This window comes from Rheinheimera faecalis, from assembly GCF_021290965.1.
Classification (GTDB): Bacteria; Pseudomonadota; Gammaproteobacteria; order Enterobacterales; family Alteromonadaceae; genus Pararheinheimera; species Pararheinheimera faecalis.
Genome location: NZ_JAJOYT010000001.1, coordinates 584,140 through 607,484, shown reverse-complemented (window position 1 = coordinate 607,484; position 23,345 = coordinate 584,140). Strand labels below are relative to the sequence as shown.

The window sequence follows — 23,345 nt, the reverse complement described above, 5'->3', positions numbered from 1 at the left end:
AATTGAAGCTGAGTGAAAACTCTAATGATGGTTAAACTTTTATCCTCTGTCGCAGCTTTGCTGCTGACAACCCAAATTCATGCTGAGTCTGCCGCTGCGCCAACTCCATCTTATCTGATGCCTTTGGCTGAAAAGGCAGTTTTGACTGATTTAATTCGTGTCAATGATCAGCTTTATGTCGCAGTCGGCGATCGAGGTCATCTGCTGGTCAGTAAAGACAGTTCCAGTTGGACACAAATTCAGACGCCGGTACAAAGCCTGTTTACATCAGTGTATTTCTCTGATGAAAAACATGGTTGGGCAGTAGGGCATGACGCTACTATTATTGCCACTCAGGACGGTGGTCAAAGCTGGCAGTTGCAGCAATTTAAGCCTGAAACTGATAAACCGCTGTTTGATATTTTATTTGCTGACGCTAATAACGGTATAGCTTTAGGCGCTTATGGTATGTTTTACCGCACCACGGACGGCGGCAAGACATGGCTGGATGAATTTCACCTGGAATTGGTCGGCGCGGACGATCAGGAGTATTTAAAAGAGTTGCAGGAAAGCGACCCTGACGCTTATCTGGAAGAACGTGCATCGGTGTTACCGCATTTTAACCGTATTTATCAGCACAACAATGTGCTGTATCTGATTGGTGAAGCAGGTTTTTTTGCCACCAGTGCAGATTTTGGAAAGAGTTGGACCCGCCATACGGAGTTTTATAATGGCTCGTTGTTTGGTCTGACGATGACAGCTAAAAACAGCCTGATCGCTGCAGGCTTACGTGGTCATGTATTCAGAAGCACAGATTTGGGCCAAAGCTGGCAGGAAATAAAACTGAACCATACCGCTACACTAAACAGTGTGCTGACGGACGATGCTGGCAATGTCTATCTGACAGGAAATGCAGGCACTTTGTTAGTCAGTCAGGATGATGGTGTCAGTTTTACATCAATGCACACACCAGATAGTAAAGCCATTTTGAATGCCGTCGCAGTCAAGGATCAGCTGGTATTAGTGACCGAAGCTGGAATTCGAACCTTAGCAATCAAGAAGCCGGAATAACATGAGTCTGAATCGAATTGTAACCAACTGCGAGACGGTATTATTCCGTCACCGTATGGCTGTCATCGTACTTTTTGTACTCGCTACTTTGTTTTTATTATTCAAAGCTACCCAAATTAAACTGGATGCAGCTTTTACTAAAAATATCCCGTTGCAGCATGAATACATGCAAACCTATATGCAGCACGCCAAAGACTTTGGTGGTGCTAATAATATTCTGGTGTCAGTCTGTGATGCCAAAGGTGATATTTTTAACCCGGATTTTTTTGCGTCCTTTAAAAAAATCCATGATCAGATTTATTACCTGCCCGGTGTAGACCGCAGTCTGGTGAAATCTCTATACAGCCCAAGCACCCGTTTTGTTGAAGTGGTTGAAGATGGTTTTGCTGGTGGTCCAGTGATCCCTGCTGACTTTGCTCCGACTGCTGAAGGTTTGGCTGTCGTCAAATCCAACGTCGAGAAGGCCGGTATTGTGGGTCGTATGGTGGCTGATGATTTTAGCTGTGCCATGGTGACAGCCCAACTGTTGGAAGTGGACCCTGACACTCAGCAGAAACTCGATACCATTAAATTTGCCGCAGAGCTTGAGCAGCAGGTGCGTGGCCAGTATCAAAACGAAAATCTGAGCGTCCATATTATCGGCTTTGCCAAAATGGTAGGTGACGTGGCCGACGGCGCTAAAGGTGTATTGGCCTTTTTTGCCGTTGCTATAGTGATCACAGCCATTATGGTGTATCTGTTCAGCGGTTCAGTGATGCTGACCTTATTGCCTATTGCCTGTTCTTTAATTGCTGTTATTTGGCAGATGGGTATGCTGACCGTATTGGGTTTTGGTATTGACCCCATGTCGATTCTGGTGCCATTTCTGGTCTTTGCTATAGGTGTCAGCCATGGCGTACAGATGATCAATGCGACAGGTAAAAACGTTGCTTTGGGGATGGATGCTAAAACAGCGGCTCAGGCTAGCTTCCGTAAGCTGTTGATCCCAGGTGGTATTGCTCTGTTATCCGACACTGTTGGTTTTTTAACTCTGCTCATTATTGATATAGGTGTCATTCGTGAATTGGCTATTACCGCCAGTTTAGGTGTGGGTATTATTATCCTGACCAACCTGATCTTATTACCTGTATTGATGTCTTATGTGAAATTCAGCGACAAGTACAAGCAGAAAGTCCAGACACCACATCCGCGTATTGAAAAGTTCTGGTATGGCTTGTCTGCTTTTGCCACACCTAAATATGCGGTGGTAATTTTAATAGCCACGGCCGCATTATTTGCCTTGGGCTGGCAGCAAAGTGCTTATCTGAAAATTGGTGATTTGCACCCTGGTGCACCAGCCCTGCATGAAGACTCAGTCTATAACCAGGATACTTTCCTGATCACTGACCGTTACGCTATTTCTGTCGATTACATCAATGTGATGGTGGAAACTCCGGCCAACGGCTGTACTTTCCACGATGTGATGAATCGTGTTGATCAGTTCCAGTGGCAAATGGAAAACGTGCCAGGGGTGCAGTCTGCTGTGTCGCTGGCGTCGGTGTCCAAAACCATCAATGCGGCGTATAACGAAGGCAATGTGAAATGGAAAGTGTTGCCACGCACCACAGAGAGCTTAGTGCAGTCGTCCAGTCGGGTAGAAACCAGCACTGGTCTGCTCAATAGCGACTGCTCTGTGATGCCGGTGATCCTGTTCTTAAACGACCATAAAGCCGAGACCATTGAAACTGTGGTTGCTGCTGCGAAGAAAGCAGGCGCAGAATTGAGCACTGACGAGGTGAAGTTTAAATTAGCTTCTGGTCCTGTAGGTGTAATGGCGGCTACGAACGAAGCTGTGGATGCGGCTCAGACGCCTATGATGTGGTACGTCTATGCTGCAGTGATAGTGCTGTGTTTAATCAGCTTCCGTTCGGTCAAAGCCACAGTGGCTGTGATAGTGCCACTTTATGTGGTGTCTATTCTGGCGACTGCCTTGATGACCAAACTGGAAATTGGTTTAACAGTGTCCACTTTACCTGTGATAGCGCTGGGTGTGGGTATAGGTGTCGACTATGGTATTTACATCCTGTCGAATATGACGCAATTGCTGCGTGATGGCACGCCGCTACGTCAGGCTTATTTCACTGCATTAAAAGAGACGGGTAGTGCGGTACTCTTTACCGGTATCACCTTGGCCATTGGTGTCAGCACCTGGGTATTCTCGGCGCTGAAATTCCAGGTCGATATGGGCATACTGCTGACCTTTATGTTTTTAGTGAATATGCTCGGTGCAATTCTGGTGTTACCTGCACTGGCAGCATTTTTCTGGCGAAAAAATAACTAGTCACAAAACTGCATGTTTAAACAAGAAAATGGCCGTAAGGCCATTTTCTATTTACAGCGGATGAATAACTTGTCAAATCAGCGATTTTTATTCTGGTACAACCAGTAACAAAGACATAAATAAAGCTCGAAAAGCCCGTCAATACTCAATAAACTTCGCACCTGACACGCTCTGTATGTAAGTAAACCCAGTCTTCGTAGTCTGAGGTTTCAAAAAAGGATACAAAAATGGCACTGATAGACGGTCAACCTTCTGTACTACTACAAAATGTAAGTAAGCTTATTCGTTCTAAAGTCAAAGATCAGGTCGAACTGGTCGAAAAATTTGCCCACACTCTGTATGGCAATATGTCTCATGAAGATTTGTTTGGTCGTAATGACAGCGATTTATATGGCGCTGCATTAAGCTTATGGCAAAGCTTTAACGGTCATACCGATGCAAAAGCATTAATCCGCGTTTTTAACCCTGAGATCGCAAAACACGGCTGGGAGTCTAAACACACTATTGTTGAAATCGTAGTGAAAGACAGCCCGTTTTTAGTGGACTCAGTACGGATGGCATTAAGCCGCCAATCCATTACCGCTCATTTGTTATTGCATTACCCATTGCAAACGCTCCGTAACGATAAAAACGACATCACGGACTTTTTTAAACTGGGCACTGTGGAGCAAGCCAGCACTGAACAAACCGTGTTCCATATCGAAATTGATCGCATGACAGACAAAGCTGCAGTGGAAGCTTTAACCTCTGAACTGCAATCTGTGATGGAAGATGTGTCTTTAGCTGTGCAGGACTGGAAACCAACCCGGGCTAAACTGCTGCAGGTCATTGCTGACTTACCAAAACAAGCCGCTTCCATCCATTCAACCGAATTAGATCAAGCCATAGAGTTTTTAAACTGGATGGCCAAAGATAACTTCACCTTGTTGGGTTATCGTGAATACCGCATCAAAGCGGTAGAGGGCGACCATAAAATTGAGGGCGTCAACGACAGCGCTTTAGGTTTAATGCGCCGTTCTACGTCACGCGATTTAATGTTATCTGATTTACCAGAGCAGGCCCGCAAGCAGGCGTTAAGTTCGTCTTTGCTGATCCTGACCAAAACCAATAATAAATCCCGCGTGCATCGTCCTGCTTATATCGACTATGTGGGTATTAAGCGTTTTGACGACAAAGGCCATGTGATAGGGGAAGACCGTTTTATTGGTTTGTACTCGTCATCCTTATACAACAACAGCGCCGCTGATATTCCATTGCTGAAAAACAAGCTGGCCAAAGTAATGGCGAAGTCTGGTTTTGCCCATGGTACTCACGCTTATAAAGCGCTGTTAAACATTCTTGAAACTTACCCACGGGATGAGTTGATCCAGGCCACCACAGACGAGTTGTTAGATGTGTCGACTGGCGTACTGCAAATGCAGGAACGTGATATGACACGTCTGTTTGTGCGTAAAGACGCCTTCGGCCGTTTTGTCTCGGCTATGGTGTATGTGCCGCGTGAGCGTTACAACACTCAGCTGCGTAAAGTCACACAACAAATTCTGGCTCAGTCTCTGGGCAGCACTGAAGCTGTGGAATTCACCACTTACTTCTCTGAGTCTGTGTTGGCGCGTACCCATTATTTCGTTCGGATCAACGATAACAATATCGAGTTTAATGTGAAAGAAATTGAACGCAATTTAGTTGAAGCGGCCCGTACCTGGGAAGATAAGCTGGAATCGGCACTGGTTGGCCATTATGGCGAAGCCCGTGGTCGTGAACTGGCGCGTAAGTATTTAACGGCTTTCCCGTCGTCTTACAAAGACGAAATGTTGCCAAACGATGCCTTGGTTGACATTGAAAAAATTGAGTCGCTAAACGACGAACACCGCCTGGACATGTTGTTTTACCGTCCTCAGGAAGAACGTAACGACAGCAAAGCTGTACGTCTGAACCTGTTCCATAAAGATCACCCAATCCACTTATCTGATGTTTTGCCAATACTGGAAAACTTCGGTTTACGCGTCATAGGTGAAACCCCTTATGCCGTGCGTTGCCCGGATGGTTCTGTCAGCTGGATCTTAAACTTCGCGATGGAAGTCAACGGTGCTATGCCAACTGACTTTGAACAAGCGCAGTTATCTTTCCAGGACTCGTTTGCCAAAGTATGGAAAGGCGATCTGGAAGACGACGGCTTTAACCGTCTGATTTTAGGCGCTGGTTTAACAGGCCGTGAAGCCTCGTTATTACGTGCTTATGCTAAATACAAACGTCAGATCGGCGGCACGTTCAGCCAGTCTTACGTAGAAAACGCTTTTGCCCGTTATCCAAAACTGGCGCATTTGTTAGTGCAACTCTTTAACACCAAGTTTGATCCACAAAACACTGGTGACGCAGCAGCTATTGAAGCCATTGAAAAGCAGTTAAACGAGCAACTGGATAGCGTAGTGAACCTGGATGATGACCGTATCATCCGTCGTTTTGTTGCCATGATGTCGGCTACCTTACGTACTAACTACTTCCAGCCAAATGCCCAGGGCCAGCAGAAGAGCTACATCTCCTTTAAGGTGAAGTCGTCTTTAGTGCCGGATATGCCTTTGCCAGTGCCGGCCTTTGAGATTTTTGTGTACTCACCACGCGTTGAAGGTGTGCATTTACGCGGTGGCAAGGTCGCTCGTGGTGGTCTGCGTTGGTCTGACCGTCGTGAAGACTTCCGTACTGAAGTTTTAGGTCTGGTCAAAGCTCAGCAAGTAAAAAACACTGTGATAGTACCAGTAGGTGCTAAAGGTGGTTTTGTTTGTAAAAAATTACCAGAAACCGGTGGCCGTGAAGCCTTCTTAAACGAAGGTAAAGAATGTTACCGCACCTTTATCCGTGGTCTGTTGGATATTACGGACAATATAGTGCAGGGCCAGATTGTTCCGCCTAAATCTGTTGTACGTTTAGACGAAGATGACCCGTATTTAGTAGTAGCAGCCGACAAAGGCACAGCGACTTTCTCTGATATCGCCAACGCTATTTCTGCTGAATACAATCACTGGTTAGGTGATGCCTTTGCATCAGGTGGTTCAAACGGTTACGACCACAAAGGTATGGGTATTACAGCTCGCGGTGGTTGGGAGTCGGTGAAACGTCACTTCCGCGAAGTAGGCATCGACTGTCAGACTACAGATTTCACTTGTGTGGGTATAGGTGATATGGCCGGTGACGTCTTTGGTAACGGCATGCTGTTATCCAAACATATCCGTCTGCAGGTCGCATTTAACCATATGCACATTTTTGTGGACCCAAATCCAGATGCAGCAAAAACCTTTGTTGAACGTGAGCGCATGTTTAACTTACCAACCTCGACCTGGGATGACTTTGATAAGTCACTGATCTCCGAAGGTGGTGGTTTGTTCTCCCGTAGCGCCAAATCGATCAAGCTGACACCACAAATTCAGCAGATGTTAGGTACTACAGCAGTCAGCCTGACACCAAACGAATTTATCCGCGCCGCATTGATGATGGACGTGGATCTGATTTGGAACGGTGGTATCGGTACTTACGTTAAAGCCACTGATGAAACTCATGCTGAAGTAGGTGACCGTGGTTCAGAAGCGGTTCGCGTCAACGGTAAAGAAGTGAAAGCCAAAGTTATAGGCGAGGGCGGCAACTTAGGTACTACTCAACGTGGTCGTATCGAATACGCGAACAACGGTGGCCGCATCAACACTGACTTTATCGATAACGTAGGTGGCGTAGACTGTTCGGATAACGAAGTAAACATCAAAATACTGTTAAACGCTCTGGTTGCAAGCGGTGATATGACGCTGAAGCAACGTAACGAGTTGTTAGCTGCTATGACGACTGATGTGGCTGATATCGTTATTAACGACTGTTACCGTCAAACTCAGAGTATTTCTGTGTCTTCAGTGCTGGGCGCTGAGCAGATGAAGGAATACACCCGCTTTATCCATGCCCTGGAAAAAGACGGCAAGTTAAACCGTGAACTGGAGTTTTTACCTTCAGATGACGCACTGGCTGAACGCACTGCCAAAGGCCAGGGTTTAACCCGTCCTGAGCTGGCCATTCTGACCGCTTACGGCAAAATGGTAATGAAAGAGTGGCTGGTACTGCCGGAAATTTATGAAAACAGTTACTTCAAACGTCATCTGTTTACTGCATTCCCGAAAGTACTGCAGCAAAGTTATGCCAAAGAGATGGAAACTCACCCGTTAAAAGCTGAGATCATCGCCACCAAACTGGCTAACCTGATTGTCAACGATATGGGCGCTAACTTTGCTCAGCGTATGATGGAAGAAACAGGTTCTTCTATTGCAGAAGTCGCAGTCTGCTACACCATAGCCCGCGACTTATTTGATGTGGAAGCTGTATGGAACAAGCTGGAAGAATTGGATAACGTAATCCCAGCAGCGCTGCAGATTAAGTTATTCCACCAGTTACGCCGCACTATGCGTCGCACGACACGTTGGTTCTTACGTCACCGTAACAAGGCGCTGGATATTCAGCAGACGATAGATTTCTTCAAACCTGCTTTTGTTGAAATCAGCAATAACCTGCAAAAATTACTGGCGCCTGCCGAAGCTGAACAACTTGCAGTCAACGAGCAAGCCTTTATTGAACAAGGCGTGCCTGCTGACGTAGCCCGTTATTTAGCTCAGCTGAGTACTTGTTTCTCTGTGATGGATATTGCCCAGGTGGCAGATGCAGAGAAAAATGGCCTGCTGCTGAGTGCTGAAATTTACTTCAAACTGGGCGACCGTTTAGATCTGCACTGGTTCCTGGAGCAAATTACGCAGCAACCAGTGGCTAACCATTGGCAGGCTCTGGCTCGTGCTTCGTACCGCGAAGAGCTGGACTGGCAACAACGTGCTCTGTCTGCTGTCGTAGTTCGTGGTTGTGGTGGTGCTTGTGATGCAGAAGCTGTGATCGGCAGCTGGATCACAGAACATGAACCAGTACTGGCGCGCTGGCGTCAAATGCTGGCCGAGTTCAAAACCACGAAAAGCCATGAATTTGCCAAGTTCTCAGTGGCTTTGCGTGAGCTGATGTTACTCAGCCATCACTGTGACCCTGTGAAATAATTCAGCTTCCAGCTAGAATACACCGGCTCTTTTTAGAGCCGGTGCTTTTTACGGCACACTAAGATTTTAACTTTCCCCTTTACTGACAAAAGCAGGTTGTTATGTTCTATTCACTGGCGCGTTCTTTAATGTTTTGTACAGATGCTGAGTTTTCACATCACCTGGCCCTTGGCAGCTTAAAGCATTTAAAAAATACCCCGGCATCACTGCTGTGGCGTCAGGATTTACCGAAAAAACCTGTGACAGTAGCCGGTATTCATTTTGATAATCCTGTGGGCTTAGCTGCGGGTTTGGATAAAAACGCCGATTGCATCGACGCTTTTGGCCAGATGGGTTTTGGTTTTATTGAAGTAGGTACTGTGACACCACGACCTCAGGTGGGGAATGACAAACCTCGTTTGTTCCGTTTACCTGAAGCGAACGCCATTATTAATCGCATGGGATTTAATAACAAAGGTGTGGATTATCTGGTTGAGAACGTAAAGAAATCGAGCTACAAAGGTGTGCTTGGCATCAATATCGGCAAAAACAAAGACACACCTAACGAGCAGGGCAAAGACGACTATATCGAATGTATGCGTAAGGTTTATGCTCACGCCAGCTACATTACAGTGAATATTTCTTCACCTAATACACCGGGTCTGCGGGATCTGCAATTTGGTGATGCGTTATTTGATTTGCTGCAGGCGGTGAAAAACGAGCAGCTGGATCTGCAGGCCCAACAAGACAAGTACGTGCCGGTTTTTGTCAAAATTGCACCTGATATGGACGAAGTCGCAGTGCAGCAAGTGGCTGAGACTTTGCTTCGCAGTAAAATGGACGGCGTGATTGCAACCAACACCACCTTGGATAAAAGCTCAGTGCAACACCTGAAATATGGCAATGAAATGGGCGGTTTAAGTGGTTTGCCGGTGCAGCAGAAGAGCACGGAGATTATCCGTCAGTTCCGCGCAGCTTTAGGCCCACAGATGCCAATTATTGGGGTAGGTGGCATAGACTCAGCCAAAGCGGCACAGGAAAAAATGGACGCTGGTGCTAACCTGGTTCAGGTCTATTCCAACTTTATTTATAAAGGCCCAAGCTTGATCAAAGAGATCGTCGAGAGCCTTAAATAAGCCATATGCCGATCAATTTTGGATCCCTGATTATTAGTCCAAAATAATCTTTAACAGCGTATAAAAACAGGTGTAGAAAGGCAACATCTTGAATTCACAAGGATTGAGTATGTTGTCTTTATGCCCTGACTGGTGCTGGCAGTATTGCGATGAGCAAGACCGTTTGGTGTTGCAGTTATCAAACAGCCACCATATTCAAACAGCCTTCAGTGCCAAAGAGCTTAATGTTAAACCACAACAGCAAAGCTTGTGTATGGAGCAAGCCCAGTTGTTGATGGATTTTGCCGAAGCATTGGAAGGTTTGTTGCCTGACAGCGAGCTACTGACAGTCGCAGCTCGAGCCGTTGCCGCTTTGAGTTTTGTCAAAGCTCCAGTGCAAAAAAGTCACTTGTTTAATTTCTCCAGTATCGAAAGCCGCACCGACTTAATGAGTATCGCCAAACTTGAAGGTTTAAGCCGCGCTAAAGTATTGCTGGTGGCTAAAGCTGACCCTATGGTGGATTGCCTGCTGTTGGAGCCTATGGAGCTGTTAAACGGTAAGCAATTGTCTGCTGGCCAGTTAGTACGGGTGCAGCAAAACCGCCTGATGCCGGTACAATTTGCGCCTCTTTACGCTTTGACTGCCTGATTTAGCTAAAAGCGCTCAATAATTCAACAACCGCCAAGTGATCGGGCCAGATTAGTCTGGTGATCCGTCTGGCAACAGGTAGAATAGGGCACATTTTCAACCTGGGGTTTAAAAGCTGTGCCAAATCAAACGGATCCTTTCAAGGATATTCGCCCATATTTTGATCATGAAGTACCAGAAGCGATTTGTCGTTTATTGGACGACGCCGATTTTTTGCATGCCATTTTAAATTACCGTCTGGCCAGCTGGCCTAAAACTATCCGTTATCTGTTTACCCCTGTATTGCGCTGGTTATTGGCGCGTAAAGCCAAAGGTTTGCGCTCTGTCTCTGATGTGCAGCATATGGTGGCCGACTTTTTACAACAAAGCCTGCAGAAAAGCTCTGCTGGCGTCAGCGTCAGTGGCCTTGAGCATTTGGATCCAAAACAATCCTATTTATTTATCTCGAACCACAGAGATATTGCTATGGATCCGGCGCTGCTGAATTGGTGTTTGCATCAAAAGGGCATGGATACAGTACGTATCGCTATTGGTGATAACCTGCTGAAAATGCCATGCGCCACTGAGCTGATGAAGCTGAATAAAAGCTTTATTGTGAAGCGCTCTATCAAAGCACCACGTGAAATGCTCAAAGCCTTGAGTCATTTGTCGGCTTATATCAAAGATTCACTTGAAACTGGCCATTCCATCTGGATAGCACAAAAAGAAGGCCGTGCTAAAGACGGTTTGGATCAAACCGACGAAGCTATCTTAAAAATGTTTTTTATTGAAGGTAAAAAACGCGGTTTAGATTTTGCGACTTATATGCAGTCGTTAAATATTGTGCCTGTGTGTTTATCTTACGAATTTGACCCACTAGACCAGGCCAAAGCCAACGAGCTGCACCAACTGGCCAGTACAGGCGAATACAAAAAATCCGAAATGGAAGATATTCAAAGCATAGTGCAGGGCATAGTGGGCCAAAAAGGCCGGGTGCATGTGCATTTTGGCGAAGCCATTCAGGCCTGCTGCCAAGAACCAGCGGCTTTAGCTGCTGAAATAGACCGTCAAATCTGGGCAGGTTACCGTTTGTATCCGGTGAATTATTTAGCGGCAGACATGGATGTTGAGCTAGACCCGGGTGAAGAAAGCCTGTGGTATCAAACCAAAATGGCATCTTTGCCTGAAGAGCTACGCCCTTATGTGCAACAAATGTATGCAGCACCGGCGCTGAAACAACAGCAGACTTTAGCCCAGCAAGAACAGCTGGCTACACAACATAAGGAGCTGGAAGATGGCACGGCACATCAGTTATAAATACAAAGGTGAGTGGAAAAAGATCCCATTCAGCTACGACAAATACGCCGATAGCTTCGAAGCTGTAGCCGCAGCCGAAGGCATAGACTTAACGGCATTTCGCAAGATGGAGCAGCAAGTGGCGATGACCGCTAAAGGCACAGGCGCATTAAAGGACTATCGCAAAAACGCTTTTGTAAAAATGGGCTTTAGCGAAATCCTGTTGCTGCGGGATGATCAGGAACCTTTTAATCTCTGAGTATTCGCCTTTTCACAGATCATCCACTGAAAGGATAAGCAGTAACATGGATAGTTCTGTTTCTGATAAAACTCGCCTAGATGGCTTGGACACGTTGCGTGCCATCGCTATTATCATAGTGTTGATTTATCACTACAAGGTGGTTGTCAGCCCGGACAATCTGTTTGGCTTTATCAGTTCAGTGGGCTGGACAGGGGTTGATCTGTTTTTTGTATTGAGTGGCTATTTGATTGGTAACCAGATCCTGTCGGCGTTTTCCAAAGGGCAGGATTTTTCACTCAAGCTGTTTTACATTCGCCGTTTTCTGCGCACTCTGCCGAATTATTATTTTGTACTCGCGCTTTATTTCATTTTTCCTGTGGCGCTCGGCGGCACTGCGACCGCACCGCTCTGGTCATTCTTAACTTTCACCCAAAATCTGGGATTAGGTCCGGGAGAAACTTTCACTCACTCCTGGTCGCTGTGTATTGAAGAACAGTTTTATTTAATCTTTCCCGTTATTGCGTTACTGATCGCTTCTAGTCGACGTTCTATTGGCCTCGCCTGGACAGCTCTTGTTAGCGCTATGTTGCTGGCTATGTTTCTGCGTGGATTGAATTGGTATACACATGGCGAACAGAACGTATCCGCTCGATCCTTTATGGAACATATTTATTACTCGAGCTTTACCCGCTTTGATGAATTACTGCCTGGTGTGGCCATTGCTTTATTGAAAAACTTTCATCCCGCTGTTTATGCAGCACTATTACGCAGAGGTAATCTGCTATTGCTCGCCGGACTAGCCAGTGTGGGATTGATGTTTTATGTATTTCAGAACTATGAGTACATCAGAGGCTTCGGCCGCACATTCCAGGTGGTGACCTTTGGTTATTCATTTCTGGCAATCAGCTTTGCTGTTCTTGTACTCGCAGCTCTGAGCCCTGATTGTTGGCTGAATCGCATACGAATTCCCGGCGCCACACACATTGCACTTTGGTCCTATGCTATTTATTTGATCCACAAACCTTTATTTCAAGTACTGAAAGCGCCACTGACAGAATATGGCATTGATATTAATGGTGGTTTGGGGGTGACAATTATTATGGCTGTCAGTATTTTTTGTGGCTGGGCACTGTACTTTTTTGTAGAAACCCCCTTTATGAAATTGCGGGAGCGGTTTTATCCGTCCACTACCCGAAGTTCTTCCTTTACTCATCAACAGAGGGCTTAATCCTCTAAAGCAGATTTTTTCCTGCTATAGATCTGCCTTATGTAGATTTGCTGCCTCGTGATAAAAGTAGGAATCGACAGAGACCAGAAGATGGGCGTTTCGTTAAGTGATGGGTAAACTCAGCGAAAGGGGTACCTATTAAATAAACTTGCCTGCGCATGTTAATGCGCATATGCTATTTTACGGCATAGCTAATAGTCTGGAGGCTTTTATGGCCGATCTTTATGATGTAACAGCGCCCAAAAAAGCAGCGAATCTTTCGGTGAACAGTGATCTGTTGCTTAAAACTCGGGCATTGAATATCAATCTCTCAGCCACCTTAGAGCGAGCACTGAAAGAAGAGTTGGCGAAATACGAAGCGGCTCAGTGGGTTGAAGAGAATAGTGCAGCCATTAAAAGCTACAACGAATTTGTTGAACAACATGGTTGTTTTGGTGATGAATTCAGGAGCTTTTGATGGTTCAATTTGATGTTTATGTTAATCCCAGTAGTCATAGCAAAGCACATTATCCCTATCTGGTTGATATTCAAAGTGTAGTGCTTACTGATCTTGCGACTCGTATCGTTATTCCTTTAGGCAGAAGTTCAGCTTTTGGTGGCGAGGCAATGAAGCGGCTTACACCAATGTTTAGTTTCGATGGTGAAGAGTTATTGTTACTCACGCCACAAATTGCTTCGGTGCCAGAAAAGCAACTGAGGAAGCCAGTTGGTTCTCTGGCGCATTTCAGAGAACAGATTATCGCAGCTTTGGATCTTGCTATTACGGGTGTTTAATCACACTTCTTACCACAGCGTACTATCTTAGTACCTGCTGCTAACCCCTGAGCTTTAAACCAGCCTTGAGGCATTTCCAAAGCGCCTATCACAGGTCCTTTTGAAGCTTTTCCTTTCTCATCGTAAGGATACAAAAACTGTATTGGCTCTATAGTCCAGTCGGCTTTGATATAAGCGATATCCAGCGGCACTTTGGTATTGCGCATCCAGAACGACAGCACACGAGCTTCGTCGTACAGAAACAACATGCCGTTTTCTGCGCTGTCGCGATACATCAGACCACGGGCACGTTGCTCTGGTGTCAGAGCCAGTTCGGTCTGAAATTCAACAGGACCTACTTTGATCCATTCTTTTTCAAATTGGATGTCCTCAACAGCAGCCACAGAAAAACTTAAAGCAAAAAGCGCAGATAACAGATAGTTCATCATAAGAAACCCTGGAGAATGAAGCACAAAGACTAACGGAAATGGCAGTAAAAAAAAAGGGCGACCCTAAGGCCGCCCTGATCAAGGGGTACTGTATAAATTAGACCGCAGCTAACACTTGTTTAGGTTCAACAAATGGCAGGTTTAACGCGTCAGCTACGTGTTTGTTCACGACATGACCATTGATCACGTTTAAGCCGTTTAACAGGTGTGCATCGTCCAGCAGTGCCTGTTTGTAGCCTTTGTTGGCTAAACGGATAATAAACGGTAGAGTGGCGTTGTTCAGAGCAAAAGTAGAAGTCAGTGGCACAGCGCCTGGCATGTTGGCCACACAATAATGCACTACGTCGTCCACAATGTAGGTAGGATCAGCGTGCGTAGTGGCTTTAGACGTCTCTACACAACCGCCCTGGTCGATAGCCACGTCAACAATGGCTGAACCTGGTTTCATACGTTTGATATGATCGGCAGTCACCAGCTTAGGAGCCGCAGCACCTGGGATTAACACGCCACCAATAACTAAGTCAGCAGATAACACATGTTTTTCCAGCGCATCAACAGTGGAGTACACAGTTTTCACTGCGCCGTTGAACTGAGCATCAATACGACGTAATACGTCTACGCTGCGATCCAGTACGACCACGTCAGCACCCATACCTACAGCCATCTGAGCTGCGTTGGTACCAACCATACCACCACCGATAATCACAACTTTGGCAGGTTCAACACCAGGTACGCCACCTAATAACATACCGCGACCGGCACATGATTTCTCTAAAGCACGGGCACCAGCCTGGATAGACATACGACCAGCAACTTCAGACATAGGAGCTAATAAAGGCAAGCCACCACGGTTGTCTGTGACTGTTTCGTACGCGATACAAATGGCTTTTGATTTGATCAGGTCTTCAGTTTGTGGCAAATCCGGTGCTAAGTGCAAGTAAGTGAACAGGATTTGGCCTTCACGCAGCATAGCGCGCTCAACAGCCTGAGGCTCTTTTACTTTGACAATCATTTCTGCTTTAGCGAAGACTTCAGCAGCAGTAGTTAATACCGTTGCACCAGCAGCCTGATAGGCGTCGTCACCAAAACCAATGCCGCTACCTGCATTGTGTTCAACAAAAACAGTGTGGCCAAGAGCAGTCAGCTCACGCACGCTGGCAGGGGTCATACCGACGCGGTATTCGTGGTTTTTAATCTCTTTAGGTACGCCAATAATCATGATATTCCGCCTGTGTAGGGTTGAGTAAAATTTTCGCCTAGTATAGTTACTGATTTGTAGTTTTACCTGTTGTTTTTTTAGTGAATCGCAGTTATAAATCCTGCTATAAGTCCAAAAGTGAAATTTTTATCTGCTATGTACGAAACCAGTAAAAGTGTTAAAAAACTAGACCGGATAGACCGCAAAATTTTGACTGAATTACAGAACGACGGTCGTATTGCCAATGTTGAATTGGCCAAAAGGGTAGGGCTCAGCGCGACACCTTGCCTGGAGCGGGTGCGTAAATTGGAGGCTGAGGGCTATATATTGGGCTACACAGCTCAGGTCGACCCGAATAAGGTAGGTTCCGCGTTACTGGTTTTTGTTGAAATTACTTTAAGTAAAACCTCGCCAGAAGATTTTGACGAATTCAGTAAAGCAGTACAGAAGCTGCATGAAATACAGGAATGTCATTTAGTATCCGGCAGTTTCGACTTTTTATTAAAAACCCGGGTGGCCAATATGGCGGCATATCGCGAGCTGTTAGGTGAAACCTTATTACGTTTACCCAGCGTACGCGAGAGCCGTACTTATGTAGTCATGGAAGAAGTGAAACAAACCACTTTTGTTGCGGTCAATTGATGCAGGCGTCTTCAATAGGGCTATGGCATCAAGGACGAAGGGGTTTTGTACAGCCAGTGTTCAGGCGTTAAAGTTTATATAGACTTTTGTCGCTGAAGTTATGCTCAATAAGGTTGTAGCTTCAGGTTATACGGCTATAAAGGGGTGCATCAGAGTTGTCTCTCTGGTATCTTAAGTAGGTAGAATTCTTAGAATAAATGGGATCTTGTAGTGTTGAGTGAAGCCAGAAGGTTACGAGCCAAATTATTGTTTTCTTTAAACGGAATGCAGCGTTTATCTGAAGTGGGGTTGATCCTCAGCTTTGGTTTTGCTGCCTTTATGTTATTGGCTTTAATGTCATTCGACCCGGCTGACCCAAGTTGGTCTCAGGCAGGTTATCAAACCGCTGTTCATAACTATGCAGGGCCAAAAGGCGCCTGGATTGCCGATATTCTGTTATTTACTTTTGGCTGGATTGCTTATTTAGTGCCGCCTCTGGTGGCTTTTGCCGGTTATTTATTAACCCGTCGTGCTAAAGCATTAATGGAAATGGATTACCTTATTTTGGGGTTACGCCTGATAGGTTTGGTGTTAACTATTCTTTGCGCCAGTGCCATCAGCAGCATTAACTTCAACGATATTTTCTATTTTTCTTCCGGCGGTGTAGTGGGCGACGTAGTTTCCTCTATGCTAATGCCGAACTTTAATTTTATCGGTACTATTTTATTGCTGCTTTGTGGTTTATCTACAGGCTTAACTCTGGCGACAGGTATTTCCTGGGTCACAGTAGCGGATGAACTCGGTGCTTTAACTATGCGTGCGCTGATCGCTTTGTATCAGGCTCCAACCCGTTTAGGCCATTATCTGGCACAGCGCTCTGCTGCCAAAGCTGCATCCCCTTTATCTTTCCAGACCGAATCTACAGTACCACAGCAGCGTCGCGAACCAGAGATGGACGCCACTACGACGCCTAAAATGGCTGATATTTCTTTTACTGAGCCCGCTGTAGCACCAGAAGTAATTCGTTTAAGCCCGGTTCGTAATGAAGCAGTGCAATCTGCGTTTATTGCGCCTGAAGAAGAACAAATCCCTTTACCTGACATTGAGGAAGTGCAAAGCCAGCCAAGCCGTGCATATTTCCCCGGTAATGAGCGGATAGAGCCTTTGCCTTTTGCGCCTTTGGATGAGAAAACTGAAGCTGTGGCTTTTGTCAGTGTCGATACCCTGGCTGATGACGATTTAAGTTTCTCCGCTGTAGATGATGCTTATTATCCTGAGCAGTTGCAGCATCTGGAACAAAGTTTTGCCGAAGTAGAACGTCAGACAGTGGTCGCTCCTGTGGTGATTGAAGAAGAGGAAGAAGACGATACCCCTGTTGCCTCGTCGTCGTTCAGCCCTGATGATTTACCTTCTTTAGCTTTATTAGACAGACCAGACAAAGCCACTAACCCTATAGATCCAGCCGATTTAGAGCGGGTGTCACGTTTAGTTGAAACTAAGCTATTGGATTTTGGTGTGGATGCCAAAGTGGTGGCTGTATTGCCAGGTCCTGTGGTGACACGTTTTGAGCTGGATTTAGCACCTGGTGTTAAGGTCAGTAAGATCACCGGTTTATCCAAAGACTTAGCCCGTTCTTTATCGGCTATCAGTGTGCGGGTCGTGGAAGTGATCCCTGGCAAATCCTATATAGGCCTGGAGCTTCCGAACCAGTTCCGCGAAATAGTGCGTTTATCAGAAGTGATAGGCGACGAAGTCTTTATTCAGTCTAAATCACCTTTAACTATGGTGTTGGGTAAAGACATTGCCGGTAAATCCGTAGTCGCCGATTTAGGCCGTATGCCACACTTGCTGGTAGCCGGTACCACGGGTTCTGGTAAGTCGGTCGGCGTTAACGTGATGATTTGTAGTTTATTGTATAAATCCACGCCTGAAGATGTGCGCTTTTTAATGATCGACCCCAAGATGCTGGAATTGTCTGTCTATGAAGGCATTCCGCATTTGTTAACCGAAGTAGTCACAGATATGAAAGAAGCGGCCAATGGCCTGCGCTGGTGTGTCGGTGAAATGGAACGCCGTTACAAGCTGATGTCGGCTCTTGGTGTGCGGAACTTAAAAGGCTACAACCAGAAAATTCAGGATGCTATAGCAGCAGGTACGCCCATTCGTGACCCGATCTGGAAGCCAAGCGACAATATGATGACGATGCCACCAGAGCTTGAGAAGTTGCCTTCTATCGTTGTCGTTATCGACGAATTCGCTGACATGATGATGATTGTCGGTAAAAAGGTAGAAGAGCTGATTGCCCGTATAGCGCAAAAAGCCCGTGCTGCAGGTATCCACCTGATTTTAGCTACTCAGCGTCCGTCAGTGGATGTCATTACAGGTTTGATAAAAGCCAATATCCCAACCCGTATGGCGTTTCAGGTGTCGTCGAAAATTGACTCCAGAACCATTTTGGATCAGCAGGGCGCTGAAAGCTTATTAGGCCAGGGCGATATGTTGTATCTGCCACCAGGCTCAGGTGTTCCAACCCGCGTGCATGGTGCTTTTGTGGATGACCATGAAGTACATGCTGTGGTATCGGACTGGAAACGTCGCGGCAAACCGAATTACATTTCTGAAATCTTAAACGGTGAGCCATCAGAAGATAGCTTGTTACCGGGTGAAAGTATGGAAGGCGATGATGCCGAGTCGGACCCATTGTTTGATCAGGCTGTGGCTTTTGTTACCGAAAGCCGCAAAGCTTCGGTTTCAGGTGTACAAAGACGCTTCCGTATTGGCTATAATCGCGCCGCCCGTTTAGTTGAACAAATGGAAATGAGCGGTATCGTCAGTGGTGCAGGCCACAACGGAAACCGTGAAGTATTAGCGCCTCCTCCTCCTAAAGTATTTTAAACGATTGTTATAAGGTCATTATGAAAAAAACTGTAGCAAATAAAGCTGTTGCCCTGGTGTTGTCGCTGATACTGCCTGCTTTTATGGCAGTGGCGGATCAGGCTGATGATTTGCAGAAAAAATTAGCGCGTTTAACCAGCTTTCAGGCCAGTTTTGACCAAACCGTCGTTGATGCCAGCAATAAGCTGATCCAGCAGGGCGAAGGCATGTTGTCACTGAAACAGCCGTCTTTATTTCGGTTCGAAACCCAGACACCAGAGCCAAACCTGTTTATTGGTGATGGTAAAACCTTGTGGTTTTATGCCGAATTATTGGATCAGGTCAGTATTTATGATGCAAAAGAGCAAGTGCAGAAAACTCCTTTTGTGCTGCTGACCTCACACGACCCTAAATTATGGGCTCAGTACAGTGTGACTGGTGCTGATGATCAGTTTGATATTACGCCTAAAGATCCAAGCAATGCGGTGAAAAAGCTTAGTCTGAAATTCTCGGGTTTAGCTTTATCAAAAATGATTGTGGTCGACAGCAATGGCCAGAACAGCACTTTTGATTTTAATCTGGTGCAATACAACACGCCGCTGGCATCAGAGTTGTTCCAGTTTGCAATTCCTGCTACAGCTGAAGTGGATGATCAACGCGTCAAGTGAACAACCTCGGCTTTGAATTCCACGACGATATAAGGCCTTTGGCAGCGCTGCTGAGGCCAACGAAGTTATCGGACTATGTTGGACAGCAGCAAGTGCTGGGCCTTGGCACACCGCTACGTAAGGCGATAGAAGCAGGGCGTATCTCCTCTTTGATTTTATGGGGCCCTCCAGGCACAGGCAAAACCACGTTGGCAGAGTTGATTGCCATTTATGCCAAAGCCGCCATTGCCCGCTTATCTGCTGTAACTGCTGGTGTCAAAGAAATACGTGAAGAAATTCAGGCAGCCAAACAACGTTTAGCGCAAAATCAACGCACCTTGTTATTTGTCGATGAAGTGCATCGTTTTAACAAAGCCCAGCAAGATGCGTTTTTACCTCATATTGAAGATGGCACCATTATTTTTATTGGGGCTACTACTGAAAACCCTGCATTTGCACTCAATAACGCTATGTTATCCCGCGCCCGCGTCTGCATTTTAAAAAAGTTGACGGCAGAGGATCTGGCTTTAGTCATAGAACGCGCAGTGGCGCATTACCACCTACAGGGACAAATGGTACAGATAAACCCTGACGCCCAGTCCTTATTGCTGCAACTGGCGGATGGCGATGCCAGACGTTTACTAAACCTGTTTGAGCAAGCCGTCGAAACAGCGCAGCAGGGCGCTGCGACAACTGAACTGACCGCTGACTTATTTCGGCAGTTAGTACCACGGCAATTGCCGGGTTTTGATCAGCAGGGCGATATTTTTTACGATTTAATTTCTGCCTTTCATAAATCGGTGCGCGGCTCCAACCCGGATGCAGCTTTGTATTGGTATTGCCGTATTTTAGAAGGCGGTGGTGATCCTTTGTATGTGGCGCGTCGACTACTTGCTATCGCCAGTGAAGATATAGGCAATGCAGACCCACGCGCTTTAACTATTGGTTTGGATGCCTGGGATACTTTTGCCCGTGTGGGTCCTGCCGAAGGTGAACGAGCTATAGCTCAGGCTGCTGTCTATATGGCTTTAGCGCCAAAATCCAATGCGGTGTATAGCGCTTTTAACCAGATGCGGCAGTATGTGCAGCAACATCCATCTTTTGAAGTGCCGGATCATTTGCGTAACGCGCCAACAGCGTTGGCTAAACAACAAGGTTTTGGCAAGGCCTATCGTTATGCCCATAACGAACCTGGTGCTTATGCCGCTGGTGAGGCGTATTTACCAGCTGAAATGGCAGGAATGAAGTTTTATCAGCCGTCTGATCGCGGTTTAGAGAAACAACTGCAGGACAAAATGGCCTATTTAGCCATGCTGGACCAACACGCAAAAGGACAGGGCTAATGCATGCATATTTAGCTGTGGCTATTGGCGGCGCTTTAGGGGCCTGTTGCCGTTTCGGTTTAGGCGAATTTATCCTGCATCTTTGTGGTAAATCATTCCCTTTTGCCACTTTGCTGGTTAATATTCTCGGGTCTTTTGTATTAGGTCTGCTTTATGGCCTGTTTTTAGCCGAACATCTGACGGTCAACCCGTGGAAGACTCTGATCGGCGTAGGTTTTTTAGGTGCCTTTACTACCTTTTCGACTTTTTCACTCGACACTGTTTTACTGCTGCAACAAGGCGATTTGGTGAAAGCCGGCCTGAATGTTGTACTAAACGTGCTGATTTGTTTAACACTCGCCTGGCTGGGTTTAAAGCTGGGCTCAATGAAGTAATCACTATGTTAGATGCAAAATTTTTAAGAGCCGAATTAGCTCAAACTGCCCAACGTTTGGCAGACCGTGGTTTTCAGCTGGATGTGGATACTCTGCAGCAGTTGGAAGAGCAGCGCCGTGAGTTGCAAATGGCGACTCAGGATTTACAGAATTCACGTAATACCAAATCCAAAGCCATAGGCCAGGCCAAAGCCCGTGGTGAAGACATAACGCCATTACTGGCTGAAGTGGATGGTTTAGGTGCACAGCTTGAAGAGGCTAAACAAAAGCTCGATGCAGTTTTAGCTCAATGGGATGCTATTGTCAGCGCTATTCCAAACTTGCCGCATGAGTCTGTACCTGCAGGTAAAGATGAAACCGGTAATGTGATGGTGCGTCAGTGGGGCGAGCCTAAAGCTTTCGACTTTGAACCAAAAGATCATGTGGCTTTAGGTGAAGCGCTGGACAAAGGTCTGGACTTTGAAAATGCAGTCAAAATTGCCGGTTCTCGTTTTGTCGTGATGCGTGGCCAGATTGCCCGTCTGCACCGCGCTTTAGCGCAGTTTATGCTGGACTTACACACAGAGCAGCATGGCTATACTGAGCTTTATGTACCTTATCTGGTGAACGCTGCCTCGTTGTATGGCACAGGCCAGTTGCCAAAGTTTGGCGCGGATTTATTCCATACCAAACCAGCAACAGAAGAGGGCGTTGGCATGTCGTTGATCCCAACGGCTGAAGTGCCAGTGACTAACCTTGCGCGTGATTGCATTTTTGAACTGTCTGAACTGCCACAGAAATATGCAGCTCACACGCCATGCTTCCGCAGCGAAGCAGGATCTTATGGCCGTGATACCCGTGGTTTAATTCGTCAGCACCAGTTTGATAAAGTGGAAATGGTGCAGTTGGTGCATCCGGATCTCTCTTTTGCAGCGCTTGAAGAGTTAACAGGCCATGCGGAAAAAGTACTGCAGCTGTTAGGTTTACCCTACCGTACTATGTTGCTTTGTACTGGTGATATGGGTTTTGGTTCAACCAAAACCTATGACTTAGAAGTCTGGTTACCGGCACAAAATACCTACCGTGAAATTTCTTCATGTTCAAATATGGGGGATTTCCAGGCCCGTCGTATGCAAGCTCGTTTCCGTCCGGGCGAAGGTAAAAAGCCTGAGCTGCTGCATACCTTAAATGGTTCAGGTTTGGCTGTTGGTCGCACTTTGGTTGCTATTCTGGAGAATTACCAGCAAGCTGACGGTTCTATTCAGATCCCGGCCGTGTTGCAACCTTATATGGGCGGTAAAACAGAGATCCGCTGTTAATCTGCACTTTGTTTAATTTCTGTAAGGAGCAGCTGTTCTGCTCCTTTAACCTGGTAAATCTGATGTCGCTCATCAAAGAACAACAAGAAAGCTCAAAAAAGACCGCTATACCACGTCATGTTGTAGTACGTAAAAACAGATCAAATCCTATCAAGGTGATGCTGCGTTGGATGTATTGGCTGGTGTTGATTGGTGTAATAGCTATAGTAGTGATGACCAGCTTTGAGGCTGGTATGTCGATGTACAAAGGGGGCTAATTGCCCCTTTTTCATATCTGCTTACAGGCACTTAGCGGGTTTTGGTAAACCGCCGATACGAGTAGCTTGTTTGGCTGGCCCTTCCGGAAATAACAAAAACAAATATTTGCTGTTGCCTTTATCCGCGCCTAATTTTTCTCCCATGCTTTTCACCAATAAACGTATCGCAGGAGAGGTTTGGTACTCCTGATAAAAATCGCGGACAAAATTCACTACTTCCCAGTGAGCGTCCGTCATTGTGATTTGTTCCAGGCGGGCAAATTCTTGCGCCAGCTCCGGTGTCCACAAAGTTAAATCAGCCAGGTAACCATGTTTATCCAGCGGGTAGCTTTGGTTATTTAAAATCAGTTCAGTCATCAGAGTTGTTGCTTCGCTTGGAGCACTAAATCAAGCCACTGGCTGTCATTCAGTGCGGTAAAAGGTTCGGAGATCATTATACCGCGTACAGCGGCGTCTGCAGCCAAACAATAGACAGCACAAGGTAGGCTGTTTAGCTGACCTGTGGTCATTAAATACACGGCCTCTTGTCTTAACAAGACTTTATCTTCTGTACGGACAAGACTCAGTACATCAGGCAACTGGCTGTGGCTTAAATCAAAAAGTCTCAT

The 23,345-nt window shown here is 46.2% G+C and carries 21 protein-coding genes; 17 read left to right on the top strand and 4 right to left on the bottom strand.

Annotation, left to right across the window (positions count from 1 at the left end):
• The first annotated feature begins 24 nt into the window (after positions 1-24).
• The 10 genes from LSG34_RS02865 (at position 25) to LSG34_RS02820 (ending at position 13,697) form a co-directional block, all read left to right on the top strand.
• Positions 25-1,050, top strand: coding sequence for a WD40/YVTN/BNR-like repeat-containing protein (locus tag LSG34_RS02865; protein ID WP_233007292.1), 1,026 nt, complete (start codon positions 25-27; stop codon positions 1,048-1,050).
• Position 1,051: 1 nt separating this feature from the next.
• Positions 1,052-3,370 carry an efflux RND transporter permease subunit gene (locus LSG34_RS02860; RefSeq protein WP_233007291.1) on the top strand — a complete coding sequence of 773 codons (2,319 nt, stop codon included), beginning with the start codon at positions 1,052-1,054 and terminating at the stop codon, positions 3,368-3,370.
• Between the two features lie 227 nt (positions 3,371-3,597).
• Complete coding sequence (locus LSG34_RS02855; protein WP_233007290.1) at positions 3,598-8,436, top strand: NAD-glutamate dehydrogenase; 4,839 nt, start codon at positions 3,598-3,600, stop codon at positions 8,434-8,436.
• A gap of 101 nt (positions 8,437-8,537) precedes the next feature.
• Positions 8,538-9,551 (top strand): quinone-dependent dihydroorotate dehydrogenase, encoded by a 1,014-nt coding sequence (pyrD, locus tag LSG34_RS02850; protein WP_233007289.1) that lies wholly within the window; start codon positions 8,538-8,540, stop codon positions 9,549-9,551.
• Between the two features lie 109 nt (positions 9,552-9,660).
• Complete coding sequence (locus LSG34_RS02845) at positions 9,661-10,179, top strand: cell division protein ZapC domain-containing protein (RefSeq protein WP_233007288.1); 519 nt, start codon at positions 9,661-9,663, stop codon at positions 10,177-10,179.
• Positions 10,180-10,296: 117 nt separating this feature from the next.
• Positions 10,297-11,475 carry a 1-acyl-sn-glycerol-3-phosphate acyltransferase gene (locus LSG34_RS02840; protein ID WP_233007287.1) on the top strand — a complete coding sequence of 393 codons (1,179 nt, stop codon included), beginning with the start codon at positions 10,297-10,299 and terminating at the stop codon, positions 11,473-11,475.
• Positions 11,453-11,713 carry a DUF2960 domain-containing protein gene (locus LSG34_RS02835; protein ID WP_127023124.1) on the top strand — a complete coding sequence of 87 codons (261 nt, stop codon included), beginning with the start codon at positions 11,453-11,455 and terminating at the stop codon, positions 11,711-11,713. Before LSG34_RS02840 ends, LSG34_RS02835 begins: the two co-directional genes overlap by 23 nt.
• A gap of 46 nt (positions 11,714-11,759) precedes the next feature.
• Positions 11,760-12,923, top strand: coding sequence for an acyltransferase family protein (locus LSG34_RS02830; protein WP_233007286.1), 1,164 nt, complete (start codon positions 11,760-11,762; stop codon positions 12,921-12,923).
• A gap of 211 nt (positions 12,924-13,134) precedes the next feature.
• Positions 13,135-13,380 (top strand): type II toxin-antitoxin system CcdA family antitoxin, encoded by a 246-nt coding sequence (locus LSG34_RS02825; protein ID WP_233007285.1) that lies wholly within the window; start codon positions 13,135-13,137, stop codon positions 13,378-13,380.
• Entirely contained in the window at positions 13,380-13,697 is a 318-nt protein-coding gene (locus tag LSG34_RS02820) for a CcdB family protein (RefSeq protein ID WP_233007284.1), read from the top strand. Before LSG34_RS02825 ends, LSG34_RS02820 begins: the two co-directional genes overlap by 1 nt.
• Here the strand turns inward: LSG34_RS02820 and LSG34_RS02815 are convergent.
• Both LSG34_RS02815 and ald read right to left on the bottom strand, forming a co-directional pair.
• Complete coding sequence (locus LSG34_RS02815) at positions 13,694-14,125, bottom strand: DUF192 domain-containing protein (RefSeq protein ID WP_233007283.1); 432 nt, start codon at positions 14,123-14,125, stop codon at positions 13,694-13,696. The genes LSG34_RS02820 and LSG34_RS02815 overlap by 4 nt on opposite strands.
• Positions 14,126-14,222: 97 nt before the next feature.
• Positions 14,223-15,344: an alanine dehydrogenase gene (gene ald / locus LSG34_RS02810; protein WP_233007282.1), complete on the bottom strand. Its 1,122-nt coding sequence runs from the start codon at positions 15,342-15,344 to the stop codon at positions 14,223-14,225.
• Positions 15,345-15,479: 135 nt separating this feature from the next.
• Between ald and lrp the strand changes: the two genes are divergently transcribed.
• The 7 genes from lrp to LSG34_RS02775 all read left to right on the top strand — a co-directional run bounded on the left by lrp (position 15,480) and on the right by LSG34_RS02775 (position 22,737).
• A complete protein-coding gene (gene lrp, locus LSG34_RS02805; protein WP_233007442.1) occupies positions 15,480-15,965 on the top strand; it encodes a leucine-responsive transcriptional regulator Lrp in 486 nt (161 codons plus the stop codon).
• Positions 15,966-16,175: 210 nt separating this feature from the next.
• The gene (locus LSG34_RS02800; protein ID WP_233007281.1) at positions 16,176-18,839 is read left to right on the top strand and encodes a DNA translocase FtsK; all 2,664 of its coding nucleotides are present in this window, start codon (positions 16,176-16,178) and stop codon (positions 18,837-18,839) included.
• 20 nt (positions 18,840-18,859) lie between these two features.
• Positions 18,860-19,486, top strand: coding sequence for an outer membrane lipoprotein chaperone LolA (gene lolA / locus LSG34_RS02795; protein ID WP_233007280.1), 627 nt, complete (start codon positions 18,860-18,862; stop codon positions 19,484-19,486).
• Positions 19,483-20,808, top strand: a complete 1,326-nt coding sequence (locus LSG34_RS02790; RefSeq protein ID WP_233007279.1) for a replication-associated recombination protein A — start codon at positions 19,483-19,485, stop codon at positions 20,806-20,808. The genes lolA and LSG34_RS02790 overlap by 4 nt, the downstream gene beginning before the upstream one ends.
• A complete protein-coding gene (gene crcB, locus LSG34_RS02785) occupies positions 20,808-21,182 on the top strand; it encodes a fluoride efflux transporter CrcB (protein ID WP_127023096.1) in 375 nt (124 codons plus the stop codon). The genes LSG34_RS02790 and crcB overlap by 1 nt, the downstream gene beginning before the upstream one ends.
• 5 nt (positions 21,183-21,187) lie before the next feature.
• Positions 21,188-22,480, top strand: coding sequence for a serine--tRNA ligase (gene serS, locus LSG34_RS02780; RefSeq protein ID WP_233007278.1), 1,293 nt, complete (start codon positions 21,188-21,190; stop codon positions 22,478-22,480).
• A 62-nt stretch (positions 22,481-22,542) separates the two neighbouring features.
• Positions 22,543-22,737: a hypothetical protein gene (locus LSG34_RS02775; RefSeq protein ID WP_233007277.1), complete on the top strand. Its 195-nt coding sequence runs from the start codon at positions 22,543-22,545 to the stop codon at positions 22,735-22,737.
• 21 nt (positions 22,738-22,758) lie between these two features.
• Here the strand turns inward: LSG34_RS02775 and LSG34_RS02770 are convergent, their stop codons facing one another.
• A complete protein-coding gene (locus tag LSG34_RS02770; RefSeq protein ID WP_233007276.1) occupies positions 22,759-23,094 on the bottom strand; it encodes a TusE/DsrC/DsvC family sulfur relay protein in 336 nt (111 codons plus the stop codon).
• Positions 23,094-23,345 (bottom strand): DsrH/TusB family sulfur relay protein, encoded by a 252-nt coding sequence (locus tag LSG34_RS02765; protein ID WP_233007275.1) that lies wholly within the window; start codon positions 23,343-23,345, stop codon positions 23,094-23,096. Before LSG34_RS02765 ends, LSG34_RS02770 begins: the two co-directional genes overlap by 1 nt.